Below are 26,824 nucleotides of genomic sequence, written 5' to 3'. Positions count from 1 at the left end.
ATGTTCAATGAAATGTATGCCGGAAAGAAGGTACTGGTAACAGGGCACAGTGGTTTTAAAGGCAGTTGGTTATGTTTATGGCTTGAGCTTCTTGGGGCTGAAGTTGCTGGGCTATCTCTGCCTGAAGATAAAAATAGTACACACTATAACAAACTTGGTTTGACTGTAGATAACTATTTTGGGGATATTGCAGAGCGAGGGGTGATAGATAAGCTGATAAATGATTTTGAACCTGATATTATTTTTCACTTAGCAGCTCAGCCACTTGTGCGAAAAAGCTACAATAAGCCTGAAGAAACTTGGCAGTCAAATCTAACGGGTACGCTGAACCTACTGGAGTGTGCACGACACTGCACGAAAGTAAAAGCAATAGTTGTAGTAACCACGGATAAAGTATACGAGAACAATGGCGAAAAAAAGAGCTTTACAGTGGAAGATAAACTCATGGGAAGTGACCCATATAGTGCGTCAAAAGCTGCATGTGAAGTGTTAGTCCATAGTTATCGTGAGAGTTACTATAAACACTCAAATACTTTAGTAGCAACAGCTCGAGCAGGTAACGTAATTGGTGGAGGTGATTGGTCAGATGATCGCTTAGTACCAGACATTATAAGAAAGGCATATTGTGGCGACAGCCTCTCTATTCGTTACCCTAATGCTGTGCGGCCTTGGCAACATGTCTTGGAGTCAATAGCAGGCTACCTTCAGCTAGGGGAGCGGCTTTTAATTGGTGATAAAGTGTTTGCACGAGCATGGAACTTTGGCCCCGCGGTTGAGCATTTAGCCTCCGTGTCAGATGTTCTGTCATTAATGAGTCGTTTTATTCCAAACCTCGACTGGAAACCCACTCCTAGTTCACTTTATGAAGCTGAGCACTTAGCCCTAGATAGCAGTGAAACGTACGAGTTGTTGAAGTGGAAATCTATTTGGCCTATTGAGCAAGTTATTGAACATACAGCACAATGGTATAGAGAGTATTATATTAACAACAATATTATCAGCACCAGTCAACTTAACGCATTTATAAATGATTCGAGAAAAATTGGAGCAAAATGGTGTCAACCCTAAGATCACTCAGTATACAAGACGTATTTTTGTCCGAAAGGACCGCATTTTCTGATGCAAGAGGAAGTTTTGCTAAGTGGTTTGATGAACAAGCGCTACAACCGGTGATAGGCCATTCTTCAATTTGCCAAGTGAATAGTTCATATTCAGCACAAGCAGGTACGTTGCGTGGAATGCATTGTCAGCTTGGTTCATTGCCTGAATACAAAATGGTTAGATGCATTAATGGTAGAGTATTAGACCTCATCGTAGACCTTCGTCAACACTCAGTAAGTTTTCTAGAGTGTATTCAAATAGAGTTGGATACGCCAGATAAAATGCTCATTATTCCCCCAGGCTGTGCTCATGGCTTTTTAACTTTGGAGGAAGATTGCGAGATGCTCTATTTTCACACCGCACCGTACGAGCCAGAACACGAGTTTGGTGTGCGGTATGATGATAAATTATTGAGTTTTGAGCTGCCGATCCCAGTCATGGTTTATTCTGATAAAGATGCTCAATTCCAAACGCTTCCATGTGATTTTGATGGGGTAACAATATGAATTGCCGACACTGTGGAAATGAACTGGCACTAGAGATGGTAAATTTAGGATGTTCGCCAGCTTCCAATGCTTACCTGCGTGATAAAGATGCTTTTAAAAATGAAATAACTTACTCCCTACGAGTGCTTGTATGCGAACAATGTTGGCTTGTTCAAACAGATGATCAAGTTGAAGCGGAAGCGTTATTCACTGATGAATATGCTTATTTTTCTTCGGTTTCAGCTAGTTGGTTGAAGCATGCAAAATCTTACACAGAAGTTGTAACCCAAAAGCTAGGACTAAATAAAGACAGTTTAGTTGTGGAAGTAGCATCTAACGATGGATACCTCCTACAAAACTTTGTTAAAAATGGAATACCTAACTTAGGGGTGGAGCCTACCGCTGCGGTCGCTAGAGCAGCTAAAGCTCGAGGAATAAATGTAATTGAAGAGTTTTTTGATACAAGGCTAGCTAATGTTATTGCTATGGACTACGGAAAAGCAGATCTAATCATTGCTAACAATGTATTAGCTCATGTTCCTGATATAAATAGTTTCGTGCAAGGGTTTAAGGAATTACTTTCTGAGGCTGGCACGGTAACATTAGAATTCCCATCGCTTCTTAACATTGTTACACAAAACCAATTTGATACTATTTATCATGAACATTACTCCTACTTGAATTTATGTGTGGTAGAGGAAATTCTATCTAAAGCAGGTTTGAAAGTTTATGATGTTGAAGAACTATCTACTCACGGTGGAAGTTTGCGAGTATGGGCATCTCATCAAGAATCTTCTCATCATGTTGCTCCGTCAGTGAATGAGGTTAAACAAAAAGAAATTGATGCTAAATTATTCGAACCGTCAACGTACTTAGCATTTTCCGAAAAAGTCACTCAGATTTGTGAAGAGTTCAAAGCATTTCTCGTCGATGCAAAGTTGGCTGGGAAAACCGTTGTTGGATACGGTGCAGCAGCTAAGGGAAATACATTGTTAAATACGGCAGGCGTTAAAAATAATTTAATATCAGCTGTGTTTGACTCTGCACCTTCAAAACAAAATCAATATTTACCAGGATCCCATATTCCAATTTTGCCACCTGACGCTATTGAGTCATATAAGCCTGACTATGTCGTGATATTCCCTTGGAATATTAAAGATGAGATATGCCAATACTTAGCGACTAATAGTAGAGTTAACTGGAAATATTGCATTGCCATTCCAAACTTAGAGATCTTTGATGGATAAATTAGCATATACAAGACCAAGTATTACGCAGGAAGACGTACGACTCGTGACCGAGGCTGCAGCGGATGGCTGGGGAGAGCGCTGCTATGAATACGTTGATAAATTTGAAAAAGAGTTTTCAGAGTATATCGGTGTACCTTATGCGATGGCCACTTCTAGCTGCACTGGTGCTCTACACCTTGGTTTGTCGGCTCTTGGGGTAGGCAAAGGTGATGAGGTGATTTTAGCTGACACAAATTGGGTCGCAACGATCGCGCCTATTCTTTATCTCGATGCAACACCAGTGTTAGTAGACGTGAACAGGCGTTCTTGGTGTATCGATCCCAATGAGGTGGAAAAAGCGATAACTTCAAAAACAAGAGCGATTATTGCGACTCACCTTTATGGAAACCTCTGTGAACTAGATGAACTTGAAGACATTGCAAAACGCTATGGGATATATTTAATCGAGGATGCTGCTGAGGCCATCGGCTCGGAATATAACAACAAGAAAGCAGGCTCCTTTGGGATCTTCAGTGTGTTTTCTTTTCATGGAACAAAGGCCATTACCACAGGGGAAGGTGGAATGTTAGTTTCCTCTGATGAGAAGCTTGTAGAGAAATGTAGGCAGCTTAACAATCACGGCAGAGCGAAAAATGAACAGCGTCAGTTTTGGGCTTCAGAACTCGGCTATAAATATAGAATGTCTAATCTTCAAGCTGCATTAGGTGTTTCTCAATTGAAAAGAGTAAACGAAATAGTGCAAAGAAAAAGGGAAATCTTTGAGCACTATAAAAAGCTCTGTATGAATATTCCTGATGTGGTACTCAACCCAGAAAACCTAAATGAAGTCAATTCATACTGGATGCCCACGCTGATTTTTAATACTAAGGACTCATTCAACATAGACGAGCTGATTACACATTTGCAAAATAATCAAATTGATGCACGTCGTTTCTTTTGGCCATTGAGTGAGCAACCAATAGTAGACAATATGCAAAGTGGTAAAAATGCGCTTTATCTTTCTCGTAGAGGCCTTAACCTCCCAAGTTTTGTGGATATGACTTTTGAGCAGCAGGCTTATGTTGTGGATTGTATCTGCGGCTATTTAACATCAAAGAAGGTAACGTGAGAGTAGGTGTTTTTTGCGATTCGAAGGCCTCAGCAGTAAAAGCTGCTGTTAGCCTATACAGGCAAGTAAAAAGTGTGTCTGTGTTCTTTTTCGGGATAAATAACACCGAAATAGGACCTGAACTCGATGAACTCGGCTTCGAGTGTAAGTTCCATAGTAGTGCTGATGGAGACTTCAACAATAAATGCAAAGTATGGTTTCAAGAAAACGAAATAACTAGTGTTATATTATTTACAGAAAAAATTATTTCCGAAGCACTTTATGACAGTTTTAAAGTATACAACATACACCCATCCAAACTGCCGAGCTACAAAGGACTCAATGCCCTTAAAAGGGCATACGATGATAATTGTAGCGTTATAGCCGCTACAATCCACAGAGTTAACCATGATGTTGATGGCGGTGATATTAAAGCGCAAATTACGCATGAAGCGAATTTACAGTTCAATTACAGCATGTGGGAGCGAGTATCATTTATCCAAAAAGTATATTTAACTTTACTTTGGCTAGCTTATGCTGAAAAGGGAGGTGACTTCCCCTCGGAGTTAGAGCTGGATATTAATGTGCTATTTGAGCGATTTGTAAAAGAGATAGGGTATGACTAGTAATAATTTAAAAGTCGTTATTTCACAACCCATGTATTTTCCATGGATAGGGATGTTTCAGCAGTTACATTTGGCTGATGCTTTTGTGTTTTTAGATGATGTTCAACTCGCACGTGGTTTTTATAATAGAGTGCAAATTAAAACTGATAGCGGTAGCAAGTGGCTGTCAGTACCAGTTAAGAGGCTATCCCGCTCTCAGCTTATCATGTCCTCTGAAATTGACTACACGAAAAACTGGAAAGAAAATCACGAACAACTCCTTGCTCACAATCTTAAGCAAAGCCCTTATTACAGTGATGCAATTGAGGTATTTCGGGAAGTCGCGAAAGCAAATCATCAGAGTTTAGCTGAACTGACTATTGCATCTATGAGAGCCGTTGCACGCTATTGGGGCATGGATAATAATGTTGAGTATTATAAAGCATCTGATTTAGCTTGCTCAAAAGGAAGCGGAAGTGAGAAAATTTTAAATATTTGTAAGGGAGTTGGTGCTTCTACCTATATCACAGGTCATGGTGCTAAAAACTATCTCGAACATGAAAAGTTTGATGATAAAGGAATTACTGTGGAGTACATGAACTATAATACCACCCCTTATAGCCAAAATTTTGGCTTGTTTACTCCATACGTAACTTCACTTGATACGATAGCAAATTTAGGAAGTTCAGTTGGAACACACCTTCATTCAAAAACAACAAATTGGTTAGATTTTATAAATGAATAAATCCGAAGAATTTCAAAAAGAAGTGGCTGAGAATGTACGTAAGCTAAAGAATGCTGATGAATTAGAAGCGTTATCCGTCGAGTGGATCCGTCAGAGTGCGCCGTATAATTGGTCATATAATTTTAGTTGGCTTGGTCGTCCCGCAATTCAATTTCCAAATGATGTTTGGGCACTGCAAGAAATAATTTGGTCAACCAAGCCAGATTTAATCATTGAAACAGGTGTCGCACATGGAGGCTCTGTTATCGCTAGTGCGTCATTATTAGCGCTATTGGATTATACTGACGCTGTAGCTCAGAAAAAGCAATTAGATCCGTTAAGCCCTGGTAGAAAAGTAATAGGGATTGATATAGATATTAGACAACACAATCGTGATGCAATCGAGTCTCATCCACTTGCTCATAAAATTGAATTAATTCAGGGCTCAAGTGTTTCTAGCGATGTCGTACAATTGGTGTGTGAAAAGGCTAAAGACTATAACCGAGTTATGGTTATCTTGGATTCTAATCATACACATGATCACGTGATTCAAGAGCTTCAAGCATATTCTCCACTGGTTTCTGAAACTTGTTATTGTATCGTATACGACACTATTATTGAGGCTATGCCCGAGGATATGTTTCCAAATAGACCGTGGGGTAAAGGTAATAACCCCTACAGTGCTGTTAGAGAGTTTTTGAAGTCCACTGACGATTTTGAAGTGGATTCAGAAATTCACGCAAAACTTCAGATAACAGTCGCGCCGATGGGCTTTCTAAGAAGAGTTAAAAAATAGTTATGTGGTCAAACTATTGGCGTATGTTCCAAAAGCGAGGACCTCGTCTTCCATATAATTATTTTATTGAAAATCACATGTTTGACTTGCTTTATGGTACTAATACACACATGTGGCTCCCAAAAGAGGAGTACAAAGACAAGTTAAAAAATCTTGGTGAAGGCGTACAGTATGAAAGTAGTTGGACTTCTATTATAAAAGAATCGACAAAAAGAGTTTTCACCTTGAGTTCACACTCTCCTAGTGACTTTGATTATATAGACGCAGGCTGTGGAAAAGGGAAAGTTCTCTTAGTATGGCGAAAGCTATTGAAAAACTATACACCCTACATTTTAGGGATTGAGTACAGTGAAGAACTGCATAAAATTTGCTTAGATAATATCAATAACACATCTGGTGCTGAAGTTAATGTTCTTCTTGAAGACGTGACAAATGTTACTCTTAATACAAAGGCAAGTAATCTTTGCCTTTATTTATATAACCCTTTTTCAGAGAAGATACTCTCCAAATTCTTAGATAGTGTCATTCATTCCTATAGTGATATTTATATTATATATAACAACCCTGAAAATTTTCAGTGTTTATTTTCAAAAGGCTTTGAGGTGATTTATCAAAAAAAAGGATGGCATGCAAATTCAACTTATTCTATTTTTCATATAAAGAAATAAAGAAATTATGCTTTGCTTACTAATAATACTAGGCAAAGCATAATGAATGAAAGTACAAGTTGCTCTTAACAAACAAACTTAACACATTAGCTTTTTATAATATCTTGTAGCTTTTGTGAGCTCAAAGCTTCTAAATCTTGCGTACTGTCTATTTCATACCAGTGTTCATTATGGGTGGAGGCTGTTACCTCGTTACCACGATTAATGAGCTGTTGTATAAAATCAGTCATATACATTGATTTGGCTTCACTGTAAGGGATTGAGTTGTATAGATTTATAAAACTCTTCAAGCCGTGTTCTGAAAGTTTAATTAACCCCATGTATTGGGCTTCAGCATCTTCAACACATTTTAAAGGTTTGCCTAGCTCTAAGATCTGATCAGTATCTTTGTTCATTTTAAAGGACTCTGCATCTTTCAGAGGATCCTCCATTCTGTCTTGCCATAGTTGTAGCCACGAAAGATCTGCAGAAATACATATGTCTCCTGGTGTTACAAGTAATTTTTTGACAATACGAGCGTTGAAAATAATATCTCCATAGCAAATTAGAGTAGGTTGCTCTTGTTGCAAAACATCAATAGCTTTAAACAAGGAGAAAACCATGTTTGTTTGGTCATACTCGGAGTTATGAAACTGTCTTAGTTTATAATTATCAAAACACTCTCTTTTATATCCTGTAACTAGTGAGATATTAGCTTGCTCAAATGTATTAAATACATCTAGTTGATAATCTAATATGGGTCGCCCATGTACGTTCACAAGGGCTTTAGGTTTATCATTTGTGTAGGGTCTTAAACGAGTTCCCATTCCTGCGGCCAAGATGATTATATTCACGAATTAAATACCTCTTTAATAAGCGAGACGTCGTATTGAGAAAATTCACTCTCGCGTTCAGGATGCCACATTATACCAACAATAGGATACGTATTGTGCTTGATGGCTTTGATAACACCGTCTGTGGCTTTTGCTTCAACAGCGAATTCTTGTGGTACATGGTAGAAGCCTAAATTATGATAGCTATTAACTACTCTACTTTCTTCTCTATACATAATGGTATGTGTCGAGCCTACGTGACCGTCAATTTTCACAAGGGGTTGTCCAAAATAGTCCATCAAGAGTTGCGTGCCGCGGCAAATAGTTAAAAGAGGAGTTTGTGTCTTCATAGCATGCTCCAAAAGGTACACTTCGAGCTCATCACGCTCGGGTGTGCTTCCACCATAGCTAACGAGATCGTTGCCGCCACTGAAAATCAAACCTGACAGTTTAACAATTGTCAATACTTGCTTGGCAACCTTAAGATTATTTGGAAGTAGTATAGGGTAAAAGCCGCAATCTCCGACCAACTCAAGTAACTTTTGGTCTACAGCATCTCTCTTCTCTTGATACGTAACCCCGCAGTGGTCAACTCGCATAGTTATTGCGATGAATTTCATAGTACTAAGTCAACCTTCTCTTTTTCACAGTCAATAATAAGCGAAGTAGCATTGCTCCATCGCTCAAAATTGGCCTCGCCTGCACCTATGATGGCGGGTAGTTGTAATTCCTGAGCACGTATTGCCATATGCGAATTACACCCACCATACTTTGTAATTAGCGCAGCGATATCTTCCGCAAAAAGCCAATCGTAGCCAGGGTCTGCTGATTCAATACAGACTATCTTACCTTTCAAGCCGTTAGTTAAATTAACTTCGACATCTGCTGATATACTTTGTTGCGTAATAAAGTTAGGATGGGTAGCTTGTGGCGAGAATATAAACTGATCGCTGGCTTTAGTGATTAAGTCAGGTAGTTTTATTAACTGCGATAGTTGATAATACTCTCTTCCAACGGAGATGGAAGCCTGTACTTTTTCTTTAGCACTATGACTTGTAGAATGGAGGTTTAGAATATCCTCAATATTTGCATAGCTCAACTCTTCTCTTGATAAGTCTATTTGTCTGCCTAAGTTTTCAATTAAAACCAAAGAATCACTCAAGCTACGAGTAAAAATAAACTTACTATATTCTCTTGCCTCAATAGCTTTTTTTATAAAATTGAACAACTGTATGGAATTAATGTTGAGTTGATGTGTTTTTAGCGTTTCATCAATAGCATTTAGTTTTTTAAGCGAGATATTAAACTCAGCCGTTACTTTATGTGCATCTAACTTTTCATTTAGGATGAACTTATCAGGGTTTTCATCGTATCTTGGTGAGGTTATCTCATATGTACCAGGACGCAAATGGCCATACTTTTTAATCAATGCTTGAGACGATAGTTCAGTTCTATCTTTGAGAAATAAGCTATTTACGGTCTCAATAGATGAAAGGAAACATTCATAATCGTTTTGCGAGATCAACTTTGAGTAAACCATTGACTTTAAAAAACGGATGGCAACAAATCCAGCTCTAGCCAAGCCTGCAAATGGTAGAGTGCCAAAGGATTTGCAATCTTGAAGTAACCAAAAGATTTTATCAATCTTATTTAAATCAGAATTTAATACCTTTTCATGCCTTTCAATCAGTTGGGTAATTTTACACAGGTCACTGTTCACAGGACTGAATTCATCAATGATAATTTGCTCTGTTAAAGACTTAAGGCTATTTTCGATTAAACTGATTTCTGATTTGGTGAATCCATGCTTTTCCAATTTACAGAGTTGGTCAGGTGACTGGAAATCAAAGGAAGAAAAGACTATGTCAAACTCTACTTTATCATGAGAAGCAGGGTTTTCTATGAGCTGATCCAAGTAATGATTTGCTAACTTTTCTGCAAGTTCTTCAGGAATTGAGGCTGGAATAAATGAATTGAAACTCGCTCTCACATCGATATATGGAGTACCGCCAAGGATGGTCATCAAGTGCTGCTCACCAACATCTCTGTATTTATAAATAGCTCGATGTCGAGCCCACACCCCATCTGTTATTAAAAACTTGTACAGTGACAAAGCCAAAGGTCTTGGCTTTATACCTATGATTTCAGCCGGATTCCAGTCAGGCATTACGCCATATATAGTTTGCTTGCCAACCAAATATGGGTGTCTAGATGATAGCCTCTTCAACTTTTTGGCTATACATTGCTGTTCAAGTAACAACTGTTCAGATTTCTTGACTACTTTTTCTTGTACTATTAATGGCCTTACCTGCAATAGGTAAGTTTTATTATTTTCTATTGCAAACTCAATATCTAAGAACTTTGAGATGTTTAATTCTTTTAGCTCTTTTATCAAATTGATTACTTGATTTTGCCATGTGTAAGCACTCGCATCATATTGGTGGCTAACGAACCAAGTCCTTACCTCAGTGGCACCAGAAGTAACTGCTTCAGTATTCCTATTTTCATCTGCACTAATGACATAGTATTCAGCCCCAGTATCTTGAATATGACTAAAAGCAACGCCAACATAATCTGGACATAATAGCATTGGCTGAATAAATAAGATGTTTTCATGATCTAATTCATCATAGGAGGAGAATACGCTATTAATGGCACTAGTGAGGCTCAATTCATCCAAATTCACATTAAGCTCAGTGATATACTTACCAGCGTTACTCGTTGTAGTGCTGTCTTCTTGTACTGTACAAGAGCGTACAATAACAGGCGAATCAAACTCTTTTTGAATTTGATTCAAACAATCAGTACGGTTTGTTCTCCAACGTTCAAAATTAAGGGTATATACAGGAAGAATAGAAGCGCTAGACAAAGAGCCACTTAGCTCAATTAAGCGCTGCACTTTGCTTGGTAATTTTTGATCTCTGCTACGCATCATAGATAACCTTTTTCCATTCAGTAAAGATTTCCTCCGCCTTTACGGTTGCGTCATCTATTTCACCATTATTCAATATGCGCATATCGGGAAACTGCGGCAGTTCAGCAGTGCTATCCTCTACCATATGTGAGGGCTCATTTTGGTATAAGCCCTTGGGGTCCCTAGATATTCTCGCTTTGATATCAACATCTAAAAACACTTCAAAATAATTTGGTATATATTCACGATTCCAGCGTTGCACTTCGTGAAACATACTAATAGTAGGTACGATAACTACTTGCTTTTGATGAGTAAAAAGGCGAGCTAGTCTTGAATAACGATAGGAGCCAAGAAGTCGACTATTTGTATCAAATTGCCAGTGTGGATCTCTTATAGCTGCTCGTATTTCATCCCCGTCTAGTATGATGGGGTTAATTCCCATGCCTTGAAACTGTGGGATCAGTAAATTTGTTATCGTTGTTTTTCCAGCTCCGGATAACCCTGTTATCCAAATCGTTGAGCCTTTTTTATTCACCATCAAAAATACCTTCAGGTTTGTTGACATCGAAGCGAGAATGAAGTTTTTTAATTGTTAGCGCTCTTAGCACTGGGTGCATAATGTAACACGGCCTATTGGAAGGGGTATCTAAGGGAGTTATATCATAGCTTTCTTGCTTGATAAAACTTGCTAACGCGCTTGCCCTGATCCAAGGATCTAGAACATAGTCAATAAACTCAGAACTCAGATCACTAGGCTTGATATTAATGTTGAAAGGTTTGACTAACAGCGCCTTTCCTGAATCTAACTTGGGTGTCATATAAAATACACTAGCATGTAGCGTGTTATTAAATAGCAAGGAGTAGTAAAAACATGTACTTCCCTTTACCTCAGGCAGTTTACCAGGATGGATATGAATATATTTTATACCAACTTCAAACAGTGGTTGTTTTAGTATCCCTCCTCCTGTAAATAACCACTCTCTCTGTCCGCTGCTTGAAAGCGCAGAGATTACATCAGGGTGATTGATTGATTCAACATCTAACTCCACGATAGGAATATTTTCACCCTTTGAGAAATCTTCAATTGTTAGGTATTTAGGGAACAACTTTTCGCCAAACGGTAAGTCACGCGATTTACGAATACCATTTTCACCTCTTTTGTTGGCTAGTGTGATTATTATAGAGGGTAAAACTTTTTGGTTCGCAAGTACGTTAACATAAGCCAATGCTCTAGGGCCTGGGAAATATAATAATCCAAACTTTTGATTAGATAGCAAAACCATGCTCCAATAGTAATTTGTGCTCAAGCTCTAGCGTGTTAAGTAATATTTTTGTTTGTTCCTTATCTAACATCGTAGTAGGACTAGTAGTGATTTTAGGCTCTAGCCAATCAAGCATTTTTATCGTGCTATTCAGAGAGTTTAAATCTTTAAGTTCATGGCTATGAATAGCAAGAGCATTAGCGCAATTAATCGCGACATGTATTTGCTCTCTTTCTGTGAACGAAGAATACCCCTTTAGTCGAACAGAACAAAAGTCATTGTGAGTGGAAAAACGGTTCTCCAATATCATTAGCGTGGGTAGATCGAATTCGATATATTTCTGATTAGCTGAGTTGCATGTAGCCAACGACTTTTTAAGATATGCAATGAATTGTGCTCGTAGATGATGAAAATGAGCTATTGCGTTTTCATCATCTACGACCGGGAAATCATGTTCGTGACGCTGACTTGATTTCAAGGAAGGGTTAGTTGTCATTTTTCACCTTTAGGTTTAGCTGCTAATTGACATTGCCTTTGTTACAAATACTAAATCGGATAATAAGATATATGCTCAACGCACACCAAGACGGTTTCTCGACTAGAGTCTACTACGAATCTGGCGTTGTAAATTAGTCCTATTCACCTTTAAACACAGTTGCACTGCTTATCATACTCAAATTCCAATCTTTTTTTGGAGTATGCCAGTCTGAGCCATAATGAGCCTCAAGATATTGGGTCGCCTCACTTGGGATATTCATAATACAATTATTGAATGTTATGCCCTCCGTTAAGAGTAGGTGCTTACTTGGCATGCTAAACCCTCTTGACGAAATAACATAATACATTGAACCAGCATCGACATATTTAATAAATACATCTAGTTGTGGCAAATCGCTATGAGCAGAGCATGGCCTTAATTTATAAGATGAAATGTTACCTTTGTCGATACAATGGAAAGTAGAACTAGCCTTGTTAATGAATATTTCCCATGGTGTTCCAAACTGTTTGTCAAGTACAGGGAGTAACTCATTCAAAGCAGCGAAACACAGCTCAGTATCTTGACTGTTTATTGCAATATCTAAATCGTCATCCCAAGGGATAAGTGCATTATCACGAACAATACCCAATAATGTTCCTGCATCTACATAATAATTTAGCGCACTTGTATTAAGTGTAGCAGTGACCAATTCCAAGAGCTTCAGTGCATTTTTTTTAGCTGTCGGCTGTCCTAATTTAGTCTGTTTAATCGCATGAGCAGGTAAGATATGAATTTGCTGGCTTTTCACATGGAAAGTATGCTCAAGCTGATGCTTGATTTGTTCAAAAAACTCGCTAGCAATATAAATAAAGTCAAAATTCTGACTAAGTATCCAATTTGCGTCTTTGATAGGGTAGCCATTCAAATGCGTGCCTTGCTTATTTTTATCATTATCTGTATAGCCAATGATTTCATGATCTGCTTTCAAATGGGCATAGGCTGCTTTGCCTGCCTCTCCAGCACCAAAAATGATAATTTTAGGTTTCATAATGTGTCGAAATTTCAGAATATGTCTGGATCTTAATGCAAATTATAGACCAGTTGAGATAATATGTATTTGTTTTATTTTGGAAAAGCACGGTTCTACTGATAACTAAAAGGTTTGATTTGCATTATATCATTGACATATTTTTGTTATGATATTTCTGAATTAAGCTGTTAAGAGTAATTGCTATGGTTTTTATATATGCAAACGCGAGTAGGAAACTTGGTTTTGGTCATATAATGAGGCAAATAGCATTGATAGAGGCGTTAATTGACCAAAATCAGCAAGTATTTCTTTTATGCCATGAAATTACTCAAGAGTTAGTGCTAAAGTTAGAGGCAACTGGGGTAAAAGTATGTCAACTAGAAGCAGAAGTCGACTGGGTACAAAAACTACCGGAAATGAATACATTAATTGTAGATGACTATAATGTTTCTGATGCAGACTTTGAACAATTACGGAAAAAAGCTAAAAGACTGGTTCTTTTTGACGACAATACATATCTCAATTTACCTTTTTTAGATTTAATTATTAACCCTAGTGACTTCAACAGGACTGACTTGCTAGCAAACAAAACTTTGCAAGGCTCTGACTTTAGGTTGGTTAGAAGTGAGTTTATACCTTATAGAACTCGTCCACGGTTTAAGCCAGGCTACATTTTTGTGTGTTTGGGCGGAAGCGATGCTCAGGCACTGTCTGTTGCAATCTGCAAGATGCTACTTACCTCTCAACAGGTCACTAAAATTGTTTTGGCTGTTTCCAGCACGTGTGATCACAGAACACTCTATGCTCTTGAGGGGCTCAAAAGTTCGACAAAGTTTGAACTGCATATAGACAGTAATAAACTCCCTATGCTCATGTCAGATGCGGATATAGCGATTACTGGAGCTGGTGGTAGTTTGTATGAGTTAATGTTTTTAGGCGTACCATCAATAGCGTTAGTAGTTGCAGATAATCAGTCTCAAGCTTTATATTCGCCATTGAATAATAATGCGTATAGCGCAATTGATGGCAGAGAAGAAATTGACATCATAAATATCGTAGATACCGCTTTATTGTTATTGGATTCAGCCGATAAAAAGAACGTGTACACTCAGCAGAGTGCAAAAGTAGTGGATGGCTTGGCTGCTTCGCGGATTTGCGATGCAATCTTGCACTTTATAAGACATTGAAGAAAACGATGAATAAATATAGTCAAAGTAACTTTAAACAATCAATGATGATTGATGGTATTGAGCTTGGTTCAAACAGTGGGCCATACATCATCGCAGAGCTTTCTGGAAACCATGGTGGCAGCCTTGACCATGCTCTCAAGCTGATTGATGTAGCAGCGCGAACGGGTGTAAGTGCACTTAAAATTCAAACATATAAACCTGATACGATTACTTTGAATCATAACGGCCCTGAGTTTGTAGTAAAAGAAAAGCTTTGGCAGGGAAGGACGTTATATGATTTGTATGAGGAAGCCCATACACCATGGGAGTGGCACGCGGCTTTATTTAAGCAAGCGAAAAAAAACAATATAACTTTGTTTTCTTCACCTTTTGATAATACAGCAGTCGATTTACTGGAAGAGCTTAATTGTCCAGCATATAAAATTGCGTCTTTTGAACTCACCGATATTGGCTTAATAAAGTACGCCGCGAGCACAAAAAAACCAATTATCATGTCTACTGGTATGGCGACCTTTGATGAAATCCAAGAAGCCGTTGCAGCAGTTGCTGATGCCGGAGGTACAGAGCTTGTCGTTTTACATTGCATTAGTGGTTATCCAACTCCAATTGCTGATTGTAATTTAACCACACTTACTGATCTGCAACGAAAGCTTGGTGTGCCTGTTGGACTCAGTGATCACAGTCTTGATGATACTGCTGCAATAGCCGCTACGGCTTTAGGAGCCTGTGTGATTGAGAAGCACTTTAAGCTTAAAGGAGATGATTCCAGTGTCGATTCGGCTTTCTCTTTGGATGAAGAGCAATTCAGTCGACTCGTTACAAGGGTGAAAGATACTCACGCGAGTTTAGGTGAGGTCAATTACCGTCTAACTGACAGTGAGCAGGATAATGCACCATTTAGACGCTCTTTGTACGTTGCTAAAGCGATCAAACGAGGCGAGATTTTCACCGCTGAACACGTACGTTCGGTGCGCCCAGGTAAAGGGTTGCATCCAAGACACTTAAATGAAGTAATTGGGCAAGTGGCTGCGCGAGACGTTGAATTTGGCACACCTTTAGCTTGGGAGCATGTAGTGCAATGAGTGTGTATATATTTTCCCAAGCTCGATTTGATTCCACGCGTCTTCCGGGGAAAGTATTAAAAGCAATAAATGGCCGCAGCTTGCTCGATTATCATATTGAGCGAGTAGCTCAGGTAAAACAAGCTCATCAGCATGTTATTGTCACCAGCATTGAAAAAAATGATGACTGTATTGTCACACACTTGTCCGATAAAGACGTCATCGTTCGACGAGGCAGCAAGCACAATGTTTTGGAGCGCTTTGTTCAAGCTGCTCAAGCACTTGCATTGACTGAAAGTGATTATATCGTTAGGTTAACAGGTGACTGTCCACTTGTTGATCCAGCCTTGATTGATGCGCTTATTCAATTTCATTTAGAGTCAGGGACTGATTATTCAAATATTGATGTAAATACCATTCCCAGAGGTTTTGATGCTGAAATCTTTAACTTTAAAGGGCTTCTCCAGGTATTTAACGACGCTAAAGAGGCGTATCAACAGGAGCATGTTACACCTTATTTTTATCAACATCCGACATTATTTCAATGTGCTAGCCTTTCTTTTTCACCACCGCGCTCTGCCCATTTGCGCCTTTGCGTTGATGAGTTGGAAGATTTCCAACTCGTTGAAAGGGTGATAACGCATTTTGGTAACGATATAGATTTTGTATCTGCAAATGAGATTATTGACTTTTTGAATATGACTCCCGCTGTTGCAAGTATTAATGCTTGTGTGGGGCAAAAAAAGTTAGGGGAATAAGTATGATAGCAACTAAGCTTCACGGCTACGCTATTGAGTTACATCAGCTCACCCATGATGATATGGAGCAAGTTTTCAGTTGGCGTAATCAGCCAGACGTCCGAGCAAATATGCTAGATGACAAGCCTATCGCCATTGCACAACATCAAGCTTGGTTTTCAGCGATGCTTAACAGTGATAGGCAAGCACATTATAAAATCATCGTAAAGGCAAAAGAGATCGGGGTCGTTAATATACGTGCAAATACCGCGCTGAGTGATGCCAGTGAAGCAGAAATTGGAATTTACATCGCAGACAATGACTATAAGGGAAACTTAGTCGCTTTCTCTCCGTCTTTACTTTTAATAGATTATGCCTTTGAAGAGCTTGGAATTAACGCATTAGGATCCGTAGTTAAAGCAGAAAATCGAGAGGCGCTAAGGTATAATGAGGTGCTTGGCTACACCTTGGCACCAACTGACAGCCAAGGTTTAATTAAGATAAGATTAACGCCTGACGCATACATCACAGCAACCAAGCAGATTAAAACATTTTTGAGTAGAAGTTAATGAACGAAAAATTACGAAATATTTTTGCTAGTGTTTTGGATATTCCATTAGAAGAAGTTACCGACGAGCTTGCTTATGGACAGCATGATAAATGGGACTCTATGAGTCATATGATGTTGATTGCGGATATAGAATCAAATTTTGATATAATGATCGACACTGACGATATTATTGATATGAGTTCATTTGCAAAAGCGCAAGAAATTGTTGCTAAATACGAGAGTGAATAGTGACGAACTCGGTTAATCATATCGTTGTCATCACCGGAGCCTCTTCTGGAATTGGGCTCGCTGTAGCCAAAAAAGCGGCTTTGAATGAACAATGTGTTGTCATCATGGTAGCTAAAAATGAAGAAAAGCTGGTTGCAGCAAAGAGTCAACTCGTTGCAGCAGGGTATTTGAATGTTGAACACTTCACCGCAGATATAACCATAAATGAACAGGTTACCCAACTTTTTAAATTTATCCAAAAAATAAAGCTACCTGTTTATGGGTTTGTGCACTGTGCAGGCACCATGTACGAATCCCCGTTGCTGATGACTCGCGATCATTTGGTTGATGAGCAGTACCATCAACATGTGAAGAGTGCGATTATGCTTGCTCAAGGCATAAGCAAGATAATGGCTCGAAATAAGTCCGGCAGCATCGTTTTCATTAGCTCAGTCGTTGCGCAGCAAGGCAGCCGTGGTCAAAGCGTTTACGCGGCGATGAAATCTGCATTACATGGCTTAACTGCGAGCTTGGCCGCAGAGCTTGGTGCTATGAACATTCGTGTAAACGCCGTTGCGCCTGGTGTAATTGACACCGCACTGGTTGCGCATATTCCTGATGAGAAAAAACAGCAGTTAATAAAAAATACAGCATTGGGGCGTATTGGTCAGCCAGAAGAGGTTGCTGATGTGATTAACTTTTTATTTGCAGAAGAAAGTCGTTTCATTACTGGGCAAGTCATCCATGTTGATGGGGGGTTAAAGCTGGGCTTATGAGTAAGTTTTGGGCGCTTGGAAAAGCGAGTAATAGCTTGATTGTAGATGGCGAGCGCACGTTGAACTATTCGCAGTTAGATACTGAAGTACAATCTGCGCTCAGCAACTTGCCAAAAAAGAAACAGTTAATTGCCATCGTTGCGCACAATTCCTTACCCTTTGTCATACACTACTTGGCTGCACTTCGAGGTGGGCATACGGTGCTGCTGCTAGACAAAAGTAAGGGAAAGGAGCAGCATCAGGTAATGCTCACGCAGTTTCATGCGAACTATTTAATTGATGGTGATTTAGTATCTCACCTTAACCCCGATACGGTTACTCTCGCACCTGAAATTGCACTCTTACTGGGTACTAGCGGCACCACCGGTCGAGAAAAAGTAGTTAAGCTAACCTTTGAAAACCTTACCTCAAACTGCGCTGCAATAACGCAGGTTTTGCCTATTTCCAAAACTGACTGTGCTATGGCTTCTTTACCATTCTCGTACAGCTTTGGGCTCTCAATTTTACATAGTCATTTGCTTGTAGGGGCAGGAATCATTCTTGGCCAAGAAAGTTTGATGTCAAAGTCATTTTGGCAGCAGTTTACCCAGCATAATGTTAACAGCTTTTACGGGGTGCCATTTAGCTTTGAGATGCTTTTTCGATTGGGCTTGCAAAGGCAACCACTGCATCAATTGAAATATATGGCTCAAGCTGGCGGACGCTTGAGTGGACAGTTATGGGAAGCTTTAAAAGAATTTTGTGGTGCCCAGAAGCTGCCTTTCTACGCCATGTATGGCCAAACAGAGGCCACCGCAAGGATGGCTATCATGCAGCCTGACGATTTTTTAGCTGCGCCAGCAGGCGCAATTGGTAAGACTTTACCTTTCTGCAAACTTTACATCGCCAATGGTGAAAAAGAAGGTGAGCTATGTTTTGAAGGGGCAAATATATTCGCCGGTTATGCCTCATCTTTAGAGGATTTACGAGAGTGTGAAGTCAGCGCGATATTAAAAACGGGTGATGTGGCACACCAGCTAGATAACGGTATGTTGCAAATCATTGGCCGGATAAAAAGAATAGCGAAGCTTGAAGGTAGAAGAATAAACCTTGATGATTTAGAGCGTCAGCTCAATCAGCAGTTTAACTTGAGCTGCGTTATAACCAGTGATGATAAACAACTGCGAGTTTTCATCTGTGGCTCTGTACTTGGCGTTGAAAAGCAAATTGCCCAAATAGCACAATGTCACCATCGAAATGTAAAAGTTTTTAACATTGAGACCATCCCTAGACTAAGTAATGGCAAAGTGAATTACAATGCACTTATCTGATGAAGAATTGTTTGAGTTACCAGTATACGACCTCTGCCAAAATGAGAAATGGGAGCTGCTAACGCCATTGCTCGATGAACTGCATCATTTTCATAAGGTGAACTGTGAAAAATACAGCGCAACTCAGCAACTAGGAGAGACACCTCTTGCTGTTCGTGCGTTCAAAAACCAGCTCCTAAGTAGCATTGACGCTGATAAGGTTCACCGCATACTCAAATCATCAGGAACGACAGGTACGCAATCTCAAATAGTTTTGGATAGCGATACTGCCCGCTTACAGTCAAAGGTACTCTCAAAAATAATGCAGCATTGGCTTGGGCCAAAAAGATTACCGCTATTAATTCTTGATTCCAGAAAGGCACTTGATGTTCACTCTGGTATGTCTGCCAGAGCTGCGGGTATACAGGGGATGTCTTTTTTTGGGAGAGATCATCACTTTGCACTTGATGAAAATATGGATCTGGATCTCGCGGTAATAATGAGCTTTGCGGATAAATACGCAGGCCAACCGGTTTTTATGTATGGTTTTACGTTCATAATATGGCAAAGAATAGTGCAACAACTAAGGCAATTAGGAAAGCAGGTGGCGTTTTCCGACGCATTTCTATTGCATGGTGGTGGGTGGAAAAAAATATCTGAGCAAGCAGTTGATAAAAAAACGTTTAAACAGGAGTTGAGCGCTTGCTTTGGCAATGTCACAGTCCATGATTATTACGGAATGGTAGAGCAAACAGGAACCATTTATGTTGAGTGTGAGCATGGCATGTTACATGCTCCCGTTTGGTCAGATATCAATGTAGTAGACCCTGTGACACTGCGGCCTTTGCCAGCGCGTACCACAGGCGTGGTGCAACTGCAATCCGTTATTGCTAGAAGTTACCCAGGGCACAATCTACTTACTGAAGATTTAGCAATTATTCATGGTATTGATGATTGCGCATGTGGACGTAAAGGAAAGTATTTCACTATTCAAGGCCGAGTAGCCCAATCTGAAGTTAGGGGGTGTAGTGATACTTTTAAATGAACAAGTACAGACACTTGTCGGTGAACTTGAACAAGAGCCATCAAATTTATTTGCCTTCGAGCAGTCACTTATTGACACTGTTGCAGAGTTTTCTGACTTTATACTTAAGCACCGCCCCAGTGCTGAAATTGTCGCTCTGGCATTTTGGTGTAGGCGCAGTAATATCAAAAATCTCGCAATCCACTACGGTGAGCAGCTAAGGTTACGGCAGAACAAAGTTTTTCACATTACCCCAGCTAATGTCGATACAGTCTTTCTCTATACGGTGCTCTTAAGTTTTCTTGTCGGAAACATAAACATTGTGAGATTAAGTAGCCGAAGAGGAGCAATCTCTGATGAGTTAGTCGGTTTGATACAGCGCTTTGTAGATACTGACAAGGGGGCCTTGCTGGGGAGCCGCTGTTTATTTATTGCCTATCCGGCTTCGCAGTTTCAGGTAACCGCTACTTTATCAAAATGGTGTGACAAGCGGGTGATCTGGGGGGGAGATGATGCAATATTACAGATAAATCAAGTAGCGCCAGTTGCCAATGAACTGGCATTCCCTGACAGGTTTTCTATATCTGTTCTAAGGCTGAGTTCAGAACAAGATGCAAAACTTGCAGCCAAACAATTTTTTACTGACTATCAGAGCTTCAATCAGCAGGCCTGTTCCTCACCGAAGGCAATTTATTGGCTATGTACAAAACCATCGATTCAAGACTGTTTTTGGGACGCCTTGGCGAAGTGCGCAGATGATCATCCGCAGTTTGAGTTAAATCATCAGTTAAATAGGCATATAAATACACAGATGCTTCTTATGGCGGATTTATCATTAAAGCCAATTCGTTCAATATCACATCCAAGTTATCTAATGTTTGAGTTTGAGCGACTTAACAGCCTTACGATACTTGATGCACACAAGGGCAATGGACTTATCTTGAGTACTAATATTGACAGCCTTGCTCAGTTACCAGAGCATGAAAAACTTCAAACTGTAGGCTACTTTGGTATTTCTAAAGATATGATTGAGGACATTCATGCGCTTCGTAAAACACCACTTGGTAGTGCTCTGCAATTTAATCATATTTGGGATGGGGTCGATTTAGTTAAGCGTTTAAACTAGGCTAAACGCTTAACTTTGCAACAAGGCTTTTTAAAGTATCCACAATGTGCTGTACTTGCTCTTCTGATAGATCAGGAAACAGCGGTAAAGTGACGGCCTGGTGGTAGTATAGTTCTGCTGAAGGGCAGTAACCGGCACTAAATCCAAGCTGCTTGTAGAAAGGCTGTAAGTAAATAGGAATGTAGTGCACATGTGCAAAGATACCGGCATTTCTTAAGTTTTGGATGAGTTTTTTGTGCTCTTCTGGTGAATGGAGCGGAACTTTAACGACGTAGAGGTGGTAAGCGCTGCGTGATGTGTTCGTAACGAGTAACGGTTGGATCACACTATTTTGAAACAAGCTGTCATAGTGTGCCGCAATCTTGTTACGCTGTTGAACAAACCTATCGACCTTCGTTAATTGCTGACATCCTAGTGCGGCATGTAAATCAGTCATGCGATAGTTAAAGCCCAGAACATTTTGTTGATAATACCAAGCGCCATGACTTGGTTCGCTAAACTCTTCTGGTCTATTAGTGATACCATGACTGCGTAGCTTAGCCATAGTATCAGCGAGCTGAGGGTTGTTCGTGAGAGCCGCCCCACCTTCTGCAGAGGTCATTATTTTGACAGGGTGAAAACTAAATACACAGATGTCAGAATATTCACAGGAACCTATCTTTTTTCCGTCAAAGGAGCCGCCGATAGCATGAGAGGCATCCTCAATCACTTTAAAACCATATTGTCGAGCTAGTTCGTTGATAGCCTGCATGTCGCATGACTGGCCAGCAAAATGAACCGGTATAAGCACCCTGGGGAGTTGGTTTTGTCGCTCGGCGTGTACTAACTTGCTAGTGAGTGCCTCAATACTCATGTTACCGGTATCAATATCAATATCGACAAAATCTACACTCGCTCCGCAGTAGAGTGCGCAATTAGATGAGGCTACAAATGAATTTGGTGAGGTCCAAACAATATCACCGTTGCCAACTCCAAGCGCAAGGCAGGCGATATGAAGTGCGGATGTTGCACTGTTTACCGCGACGGCACGATCTGCCCCGGTATAGCTGCAAAGTTTTTGCTCAAACTCTGGAACTTTGGGGCCTTGAGTCAACCAGTCAGATTGCAGCACGTCGATAACTGCATCAATATCTAGCTGGTCTATTGATTGCTTTCCATATGGGATCATAACAGTGCTTGTACGTTAAATGCTTTAATCTCTTCAATGCTCATATAATCCGGATTAGTCAATGAGTTATACTCAAATCCAGGCGTTACAGCTTTCCCTTTCTCACCTAACGCGTTCATGTCAAAATCGTTACTTCTGCTACTGAATTTTATTCCAGGAGCAATAACGAAATGGTCGTCAAACTCAAATGTGTCAAAGCTTAAATCTTCGGGACACATTACTTCATGGAGCTTTTCTCCAGGGCGAATACCGACTACTTTTTGTGGTAGGTTTGGTGCCATTGCGGTCGCTAAATCAACGATACGAATTGAAGGGATTTTCGGTACAAAAATTTCACCGCCAAGCATACGTTCAAAGTTTTTGAGAACAAAATCAACGCCTTGTTGCAGGCTAATCCAAAAACGTGTCATATCTTTATGAGTGATCGGAATATGTCCTTTATTTTCGTCGATAAAACGCTGGAATACAGGCACTACAGAGCCTCTAGAACAAACGACATTACCATAACGTACGACTGAAAACCTAGTTCGGTGTCCACCTGCCATGTTATTTGCTGCAACAAATAGCTTATCAGATGCAAGCTTTGTTGCACCATACAGGTTAATAGGATTGGCTGCTTTGTCTGTAGAAAGGGCTATCACTTTTTCTACTTCGTTATCCAGTGCTGCTTCAATTACGTTTTCAGCCCCATTAATATTGGTTTTAATACACTCCATTGGGTTGTATTCCGCCGCAGGGACTTGCTTTAGGGCTGCGGCATGAATGACATAATCTACGCCTTGCATTGCTCTTCGCAATCGATCTTTGTCTCTGACATCCCCGATGAAATATCGCATACACCGATGATTAAACTCTTGCTGCATTTCAAACTGCTTAAGCTCATCTCGAGAAAAAATGATTATTTTTTTTGGCTTATATCGTTCTAGCAGAGTTTTTACGTATTTTTTGCCGAAAGAGCCTGTGCCGCCGGTAATTAAAATGGTTTTATTATCAAACATTGGGGTCCACCTAAAGGTGCAATCAAAACTTTACAGTATCAAATACTGGAACTGCTACAAGCGCTGTATTGATACGATAAACTAGCTACTACTCAATACTTTATATCACTTCTAATCATTTTGCAGTATTTATGCCAGTCATCACAGGAAATTTAATGATTATGATGACTTTTTACTCAAAATAGCGTAGATTAAAACTAATGATAGTGAATGGGGGTAGATATGAAAATCCAATCACAAAGTGCTGCTTTTTTTAATCGTACAGAGCAGACGGCTAACAAATTAAACGAGCAGCTATCTTCGGGCAAGCGGGTTAATTCAGCTGCCGACGACGCTGCCGCATTACAAATTATTGACAGGCTCACTTCTCAGCAAGATGGGTACAGTCAATCTATTCGTAATGCTTATGATGGTATCTCATACTCGCAGACCGCTGATTCTGCTCTGTCAGGAGTGAATGACGCAGTTTCTAGGATCCGAGAATTGTCTATTCAAGCAGGAAATGGGGCGCTGACAGACAGCGACCGCCAAGCACTGCAAGAGGAAGTGTCTCAGCTTCAAACGCAAATAACAGAAACGTTTGAAAACACGACGTTTGGTGGAGCACAAATATTTGACGGTGAATCACGTAGTTTCCAGGTAGGTCCCGACGCTAACACGACGCAGAGTCTAGAGCAGACCGACGGTGGCTTTGCTAGTGCGATTCTCAGTGTAGATATTTCCACACAGGCTGGGGCGCAATCAGCAATTGACGCTGCTGATACAGTCTCTAAAGAGTTAAACAGCCAGCGCGCGCAGTTGGGGGCGTTTGAAAATTCGGTTTCCAGTACCATTCGCTCAGCAAGCAATCAACGAGAGAATATAGCTGCAAGCCAAAGTCGTATCCAAGACACGGATTACGCCCAAGCGGTTAGCGATCAGGTGGCTAACGATATTCTATCGCAGGCTTCCATTGCATTGAGAGGCCAAGCAAATCAGTCCGCATCATCAGTCTTGGGTTTACTGTAAATTAATACCAAAGTATTGATATAGAACAGTACAGGTGGCGATTTTTTGGCGTTTATGTCAAAAAATTGCCACTTAGGTATTGCATCCCCTTTAATCTCTCTTACAATCTAACTATTGAAAATTTTAGTAGATTGGTTCTCAAGCAATGGTCTTGATCTTAGATAACAACAATAAAAGAGCGATCGGATTAGGCGCAGCGCTTAGCTTTGTCGGTCAGGCAAATGACGTGCTAGCTGAAGAGCAATACGCGCCAAGCATCATTGATAAAAACCAAGAGCCGATTTTTGTGTTAGGTGCATTACAACACGCTTCTCATGAAGCCTTGATCAAATCGCACCCAGCAGTGCCTTTTTTATTGATAGGTGAAACGCTTAGGCCATTGCTTTCACTACCCAATGTTATTGGCCTCATTACGGAACCGTTCAGCCAAGAAGTCACAATGCAGTTACTTCATGACTGTCAACAATACTTACGGATGCTGCCAAATAAAGAAAACAAGCTGCAAAATAAGAGTTTCGACGGTCTAGTTGGAGAGACGGATGCGGTCAAAAATGTACGCTTTTTAATCTCTCAAGTGGCAAAAACAGATGCTAACGTACTGATTTTAGGCGAGTCAGGAACGGGTAAGGAAGTGGTTGCGCGTAATGTACACCTTTTATCTAAGCGTGCTCATGGCCCATTTGTGCCAGTAAACTGTGGTGCGATTCCAGGGGAGTTGTTGGAAAGCGAACTATTTGGTCATGAAAAAGGGGCGTTTACCGGAGCGATATCCGCACGAAAAGGGCGTTTTGAATTGGCGCAAGGCGGCACACTTTTTCTTGATGAAATAGGTGATATGCCACTACAAATGCAGGTTAAACTGCTACGTGTCCTTCAAGAGCGAACTTATGAGCGGGTGGGGGGCACAAAGCCAATTCAAGCTGATGTTCGTGTTATTGCGGCGACTCACCGCAACTTGGAAACCATGATAGAAGAAGGTAAGTTTCGAGAAGATTTATTTTACCGTCTCAATGTTTTTCCAATCGAAAACCCATCACTTAATGAACGTGCTGAAGATATTACGCTACTGCTGAAAGAGCTGACACGCCGTGTGAATGAACAGTCAGGTAATTCGGTCAAATTTACAGATAGAGCAGTAGAAAGTTTAAAAGCACACGCTTGGCCTGGCAATATTCGGGAGCTTGCGAATCTTGTAGAACGTATGGTGATTATGTTCCCTGATAAAGTTGTAGATATCACCGACCTACCACAAAAGTATCGCTACATCGAAGTCGAAGCATTTGAACCTGAATATCCAGAAGAATTGTTAGAAAAAGATGCTTTTAATGAATTGTTCAGCGAAGGCTTTAGTGACGATGAAGAGGATACGTTAGTACAAGACTTTACGTCGCAAACGGCAGGCGTAGGTTTGTTGCCGGATGAGGGGATCGAGCTCAAAGAATACCTAGCTGAACTAGAGATAGACTTGATCACGCAAGCGCTTGAACGTTATGACTATGTTGTTGCGCGTGCAGCGGAAATTTTAGGTGTTCGCCGCACCACATTGGTAGAAAAAATGAAAAAGTACAATCTTAATCGCGATTAACTTATTACACCGAAGTTAACTGTTGCTATGGTTAATACCAATTTGACTTAATACTAGCTCAATTTGAAGGAGTAAATCTGACGCTAACAGCGTTAAAAATTTCTCATTTAGAACAACTAAATATCAAAATTTTTGCCTAGTTATCGACAAGATTTTCTCGCCTCAAAATAGACCACTTAATTAAGAAAATTGGTATAACTTCGAACTACTTGTCTTGTAATAAGTGCCATCTAGATCACTTACTCTATTTTCGAAAAATCCAAAGAGACATAACTATCAATAATAGCTTGTTTGCAAAAGCAGTCATCTGCGTGGTCATTAACCATCCCACAGGCCTGCATGTGCGCGTATACTGTTGTAGAACCAAGAAATTTAAATCCCCGCTTTTTTAAGTCTTTAGCGAATTTGTCGCTGATTTCGCTAGTAGCAACGGCGTCTTGCTTATCACGCATTTTATTTACAATGGGTTGATAGTCAACAAACCCCCACTGATAACGAGCAAAGCTGCCGAAGGCTTGTTGGATCTCAATAAAGTGCCTAGCATTATTGATGGTGGCAGCGATTTTCGCTCGATTTCTAATGATACCGTCAAACGTCAATAACCTTTCAATATCTTGTTCTGTCATTTGACTGACTTTTTGCACATCAAAGTTATGAAATGCCTGCCGATAACCCTCACGTTTTTTTAGTATGGTATACCAGCTAAGGCCTGCTTGAGCGGACTCTAAGGTCAGAAACTCGAATAAGCTTTTGTCATTGAGTACTGGCTTTCCCCATTCTTTATCGTGGTACTCAATATAATCGGGTTTACTTTGATCAACCCAACTGCATCGTCTATTCATGAAAGTGTCCTTTAGCTTATTTATTGTTCG

At 40.1% G+C, this 26,824-nt stretch carries 29 protein-coding genes; 19 read left to right on the top strand and 10 right to left on the bottom strand.

The window, feature by feature from the left end; genetic code table 11:
* The 8 genes from rfbG to HUZ36_RS02240 are packed head-to-tail and all read left to right on the top strand — an operon-like array spanning position 1 to position 6,716.
* Entirely contained in the window at positions 1–1,068 is a 1,068-nt protein-coding gene (rfbG, locus tag HUZ36_RS02275; RefSeq protein WP_176031886.1) for a CDP-glucose 4,6-dehydratase, read from the top strand.
* Positions 1,053–1,607, top strand: a complete 555-nt coding sequence (locus tag HUZ36_RS02270; RefSeq protein ID WP_286037143.1) for a dTDP-4-dehydrorhamnose 3,5-epimerase family protein — start codon at positions 1,053–1,055, stop codon at positions 1,605–1,607. Before rfbG ends, HUZ36_RS02270 begins: the two co-directional genes overlap by 16 nt.
* On the top strand, positions 1,604–2,833 hold the full coding sequence (locus HUZ36_RS02265) for a class I SAM-dependent methyltransferase (RefSeq protein ID WP_176031884.1): 1,230 nt from the start codon (positions 1,604–1,606) through the stop codon (positions 2,831–2,833). The genes HUZ36_RS02270 and HUZ36_RS02265 overlap by 4 nt, the downstream gene beginning before the upstream one ends.
* On the top strand, positions 2,826–3,944 hold the full coding sequence (locus HUZ36_RS02260; RefSeq protein WP_128729626.1) for a DegT/DnrJ/EryC1/StrS family aminotransferase: 1,119 nt from the start codon (positions 2,826–2,828) through the stop codon (positions 3,942–3,944). Before HUZ36_RS02265 ends, HUZ36_RS02260 begins: the two co-directional genes overlap by 8 nt.
* A complete protein-coding gene (locus tag HUZ36_RS02255) occupies positions 3,941–4,549 on the top strand; it encodes a formyltransferase family protein (protein WP_176031883.1) in 609 nt (202 codons plus the stop codon). The genes HUZ36_RS02260 and HUZ36_RS02255 overlap by 4 nt, the downstream gene beginning before the upstream one ends.
* Positions 4,542–5,273: a WbqC family protein gene (locus HUZ36_RS02250; RefSeq protein WP_128729628.1), complete on the top strand. Its 732-nt coding sequence runs from the start codon at positions 4,542–4,544 to the stop codon at positions 5,271–5,273. Before HUZ36_RS02255 ends, HUZ36_RS02250 begins: the two co-directional genes overlap by 8 nt.
* A complete protein-coding gene (locus HUZ36_RS02245) occupies positions 5,266–6,048 on the top strand; it encodes a cephalosporin hydroxylase family protein (protein ID WP_128729629.1) in 783 nt (260 codons plus the stop codon). The genes HUZ36_RS02250 and HUZ36_RS02245 overlap by 8 nt, the downstream gene beginning before the upstream one ends.
* Positions 6,049–6,050: 2 nt before the next feature.
* Positions 6,051–6,716 carry a hypothetical protein gene (locus HUZ36_RS02240; protein WP_128729630.1) on the top strand — a complete coding sequence of 222 codons (666 nt, stop codon included), beginning with the start codon at positions 6,051–6,053 and terminating at the stop codon, positions 6,714–6,716.
* 86 nt (positions 6,717–6,802) lie between these two features.
* Here HUZ36_RS02240 and HUZ36_RS02235 read toward each other — a convergent pair whose 3' ends face one another.
* The 7 genes from HUZ36_RS02235 to HUZ36_RS02205 form a co-directional block, all read right to left on the bottom strand.
* Positions 6,803–7,549, bottom strand: coding sequence for a phosphocholine cytidylyltransferase family protein (locus HUZ36_RS02235; RefSeq protein ID WP_128729631.1), 747 nt, complete (start codon positions 7,547–7,549; stop codon positions 6,803–6,805).
* Complete coding sequence (locus tag HUZ36_RS02230) at positions 7,546–8,148, bottom strand: gamma-glutamyl-gamma-aminobutyrate hydrolase family protein (RefSeq protein ID WP_128729632.1); 603 nt, start codon at positions 8,146–8,148, stop codon at positions 7,546–7,548. Before HUZ36_RS02230 ends, HUZ36_RS02235 begins: the two co-directional genes overlap by 4 nt.
* The gene (locus HUZ36_RS02225) at positions 8,145–10,460 is read right to left on the bottom strand and encodes a PEP-utilizing enzyme (protein ID WP_286037148.1); all 2,316 of its coding nucleotides are present in this window, start codon (positions 10,458–10,460) and stop codon (positions 8,145–8,147) included. Before HUZ36_RS02225 ends, HUZ36_RS02230 begins: the two co-directional genes overlap by 4 nt.
* Entirely contained in the window at positions 10,453–10,980 is a 528-nt protein-coding gene (locus HUZ36_RS02220; RefSeq protein WP_161972711.1) for an adenylyl-sulfate kinase, read from the bottom strand. The genes HUZ36_RS02225 and HUZ36_RS02220 overlap by 8 nt, the downstream gene beginning before the upstream one ends.
* Entirely contained in the window at positions 10,970–11,719 is a 750-nt protein-coding gene (locus HUZ36_RS02215; RefSeq protein ID WP_176031881.1) for a hypothetical protein, read from the bottom strand. Before HUZ36_RS02215 ends, HUZ36_RS02220 begins: the two co-directional genes overlap by 11 nt.
* Entirely contained in the window at positions 11,709–12,200 is a 492-nt protein-coding gene (locus HUZ36_RS02210) for a hypothetical protein (protein ID WP_176031880.1), read from the bottom strand. Before HUZ36_RS02210 ends, HUZ36_RS02215 begins: the two co-directional genes overlap by 11 nt.
* 139 nt (positions 12,201–12,339) lie before the next feature.
* Complete coding sequence (locus tag HUZ36_RS02205) at positions 12,340–13,230, bottom strand: nucleoside-diphosphate sugar epimerase/dehydratase (RefSeq protein WP_176031879.1); 891 nt, start codon at positions 13,228–13,230, stop codon at positions 12,340–12,342.
* 236 nt (positions 13,231–13,466) lie between these two features.
* Here HUZ36_RS02205 and HUZ36_RS02200 point away from each other — a divergent pair, with 236 nt between their 5' ends.
* The 9 genes from HUZ36_RS02200 to HUZ36_RS02160 are packed head-to-tail and all read left to right on the top strand — an operon-like array spanning position 13,467 to position 21,193.
* On the top strand, positions 13,467–14,399 hold the full coding sequence (locus HUZ36_RS02200; protein WP_176031878.1) for a hypothetical protein: 933 nt from the start codon (positions 13,467–13,469) through the stop codon (positions 14,397–14,399).
* Positions 14,400–14,407: 8 nt separating this feature from the next.
* The gene (gene pseI, locus HUZ36_RS02195) at positions 14,408–15,484 is read left to right on the top strand and encodes a pseudaminic acid synthase (RefSeq protein WP_176031877.1); all 1,077 of its coding nucleotides are present in this window, start codon (positions 14,408–14,410) and stop codon (positions 15,482–15,484) included.
* On the top strand, positions 15,481–16,221 hold the full coding sequence (locus HUZ36_RS02190) for a cytidylyltransferase domain-containing protein (protein ID WP_128729639.1): 741 nt from the start codon (positions 15,481–15,483) through the stop codon (positions 16,219–16,221). The genes pseI and HUZ36_RS02190 overlap by 4 nt, the downstream gene beginning before the upstream one ends.
* Before the next feature lie 2 nt (positions 16,222–16,223).
* Entirely contained in the window at positions 16,224–16,769 is a 546-nt protein-coding gene (locus tag HUZ36_RS02185) for a GNAT family N-acetyltransferase (protein ID WP_176031876.1), read from the top strand.
* Complete coding sequence (locus HUZ36_RS02180) at positions 16,769–16,999, top strand: acyl carrier protein (RefSeq protein ID WP_125252031.1); 231 nt, start codon at positions 16,769–16,771, stop codon at positions 16,997–16,999. Before HUZ36_RS02185 ends, HUZ36_RS02180 begins: the two co-directional genes overlap by 1 nt.
* Positions 16,999–17,754, top strand: a complete 756-nt coding sequence (locus HUZ36_RS02175) for an SDR family NAD(P)-dependent oxidoreductase (protein WP_176031875.1) — start codon at positions 16,999–17,001, stop codon at positions 17,752–17,754. The genes HUZ36_RS02180 and HUZ36_RS02175 overlap by 1 nt, the downstream gene beginning before the upstream one ends.
* Positions 17,751–19,064 (top strand): AMP-binding protein, encoded by a 1,314-nt coding sequence (locus HUZ36_RS02170; RefSeq protein ID WP_176031874.1) that lies wholly within the window; start codon positions 17,751–17,753, stop codon positions 19,062–19,064. Before HUZ36_RS02175 ends, HUZ36_RS02170 begins: the two co-directional genes overlap by 4 nt.
* Positions 19,051–20,088 (top strand): LuxE/PaaK family acyltransferase, encoded by a 1,038-nt coding sequence (locus tag HUZ36_RS02165; protein WP_176031873.1) that lies wholly within the window; start codon positions 19,051–19,053, stop codon positions 20,086–20,088. Before HUZ36_RS02170 ends, HUZ36_RS02165 begins: the two co-directional genes overlap by 14 nt.
* Entirely contained in the window at positions 20,072–21,193 is a 1,122-nt protein-coding gene (locus tag HUZ36_RS02160) for an acyl-CoA reductase (RefSeq protein WP_176031872.1), read from the top strand. Before HUZ36_RS02165 ends, HUZ36_RS02160 begins: the two co-directional genes overlap by 17 nt.
* 1 nt (position 21,194) lies before the next feature.
* Here HUZ36_RS02160 and pseC read toward each other — a convergent pair whose 3' ends face one another.
* Complete coding sequence (gene pseC, locus HUZ36_RS02155) at positions 21,195–22,361, bottom strand: UDP-4-amino-4,6-dideoxy-N-acetyl-beta-L-altrosamine transaminase (RefSeq protein WP_176031871.1); 1,167 nt, start codon at positions 22,359–22,361, stop codon at positions 21,195–21,197.
* On the bottom strand, positions 22,358–23,359 hold the full coding sequence (gene pseB / locus HUZ36_RS02150) for a UDP-N-acetylglucosamine 4,6-dehydratase (inverting) (RefSeq protein ID WP_125252025.1): 1,002 nt from the start codon (positions 23,357–23,359) through the stop codon (positions 22,358–22,360). Before pseB ends, pseC begins: the two co-directional genes overlap by 4 nt.
* Before the next feature lie 222 nt (positions 23,360–23,581).
* Between pseB and HUZ36_RS02145 the strand changes: the two genes are divergently transcribed.
* Entirely contained in the window at positions 23,582–24,367 is a 786-nt protein-coding gene (locus tag HUZ36_RS02145) for a flagellin N-terminal helical domain-containing protein (RefSeq protein ID WP_125252024.1), read from the top strand.
* A gap of 145 nt (positions 24,368–24,512) precedes the next feature.
* Positions 24,513–25,952, top strand: coding sequence for a sigma-54 dependent transcriptional regulator (locus tag HUZ36_RS02140; protein ID WP_147389968.1), 1,440 nt, complete (start codon positions 24,513–24,515; stop codon positions 25,950–25,952).
* 239 nt (positions 25,953–26,191) lie between these two features.
* On the opposite strand, the gene HUZ36_RS02135 is transcribed toward HUZ36_RS02140, so the two are convergent.
* Positions 26,192–26,794, bottom strand: a complete 603-nt coding sequence (locus HUZ36_RS02135) for a DNA-3-methyladenine glycosylase I (protein WP_147390472.1) — start codon at positions 26,792–26,794, stop codon at positions 26,192–26,194.
* Positions 26,795–26,824 lie beyond the last annotated feature (30 nt).

The sequence above is a fragment of the Pseudoalteromonas sp. McH1-7 genome (assembly GCF_013366255.1).
GTDB lineage: Bacteria > Pseudomonadota > Gammaproteobacteria > Enterobacterales > Alteromonadaceae > Pseudoalteromonas > Pseudoalteromonas peptidolytica.
This window is presented reverse-complemented; position numbering and strand designations above follow the sequence as displayed.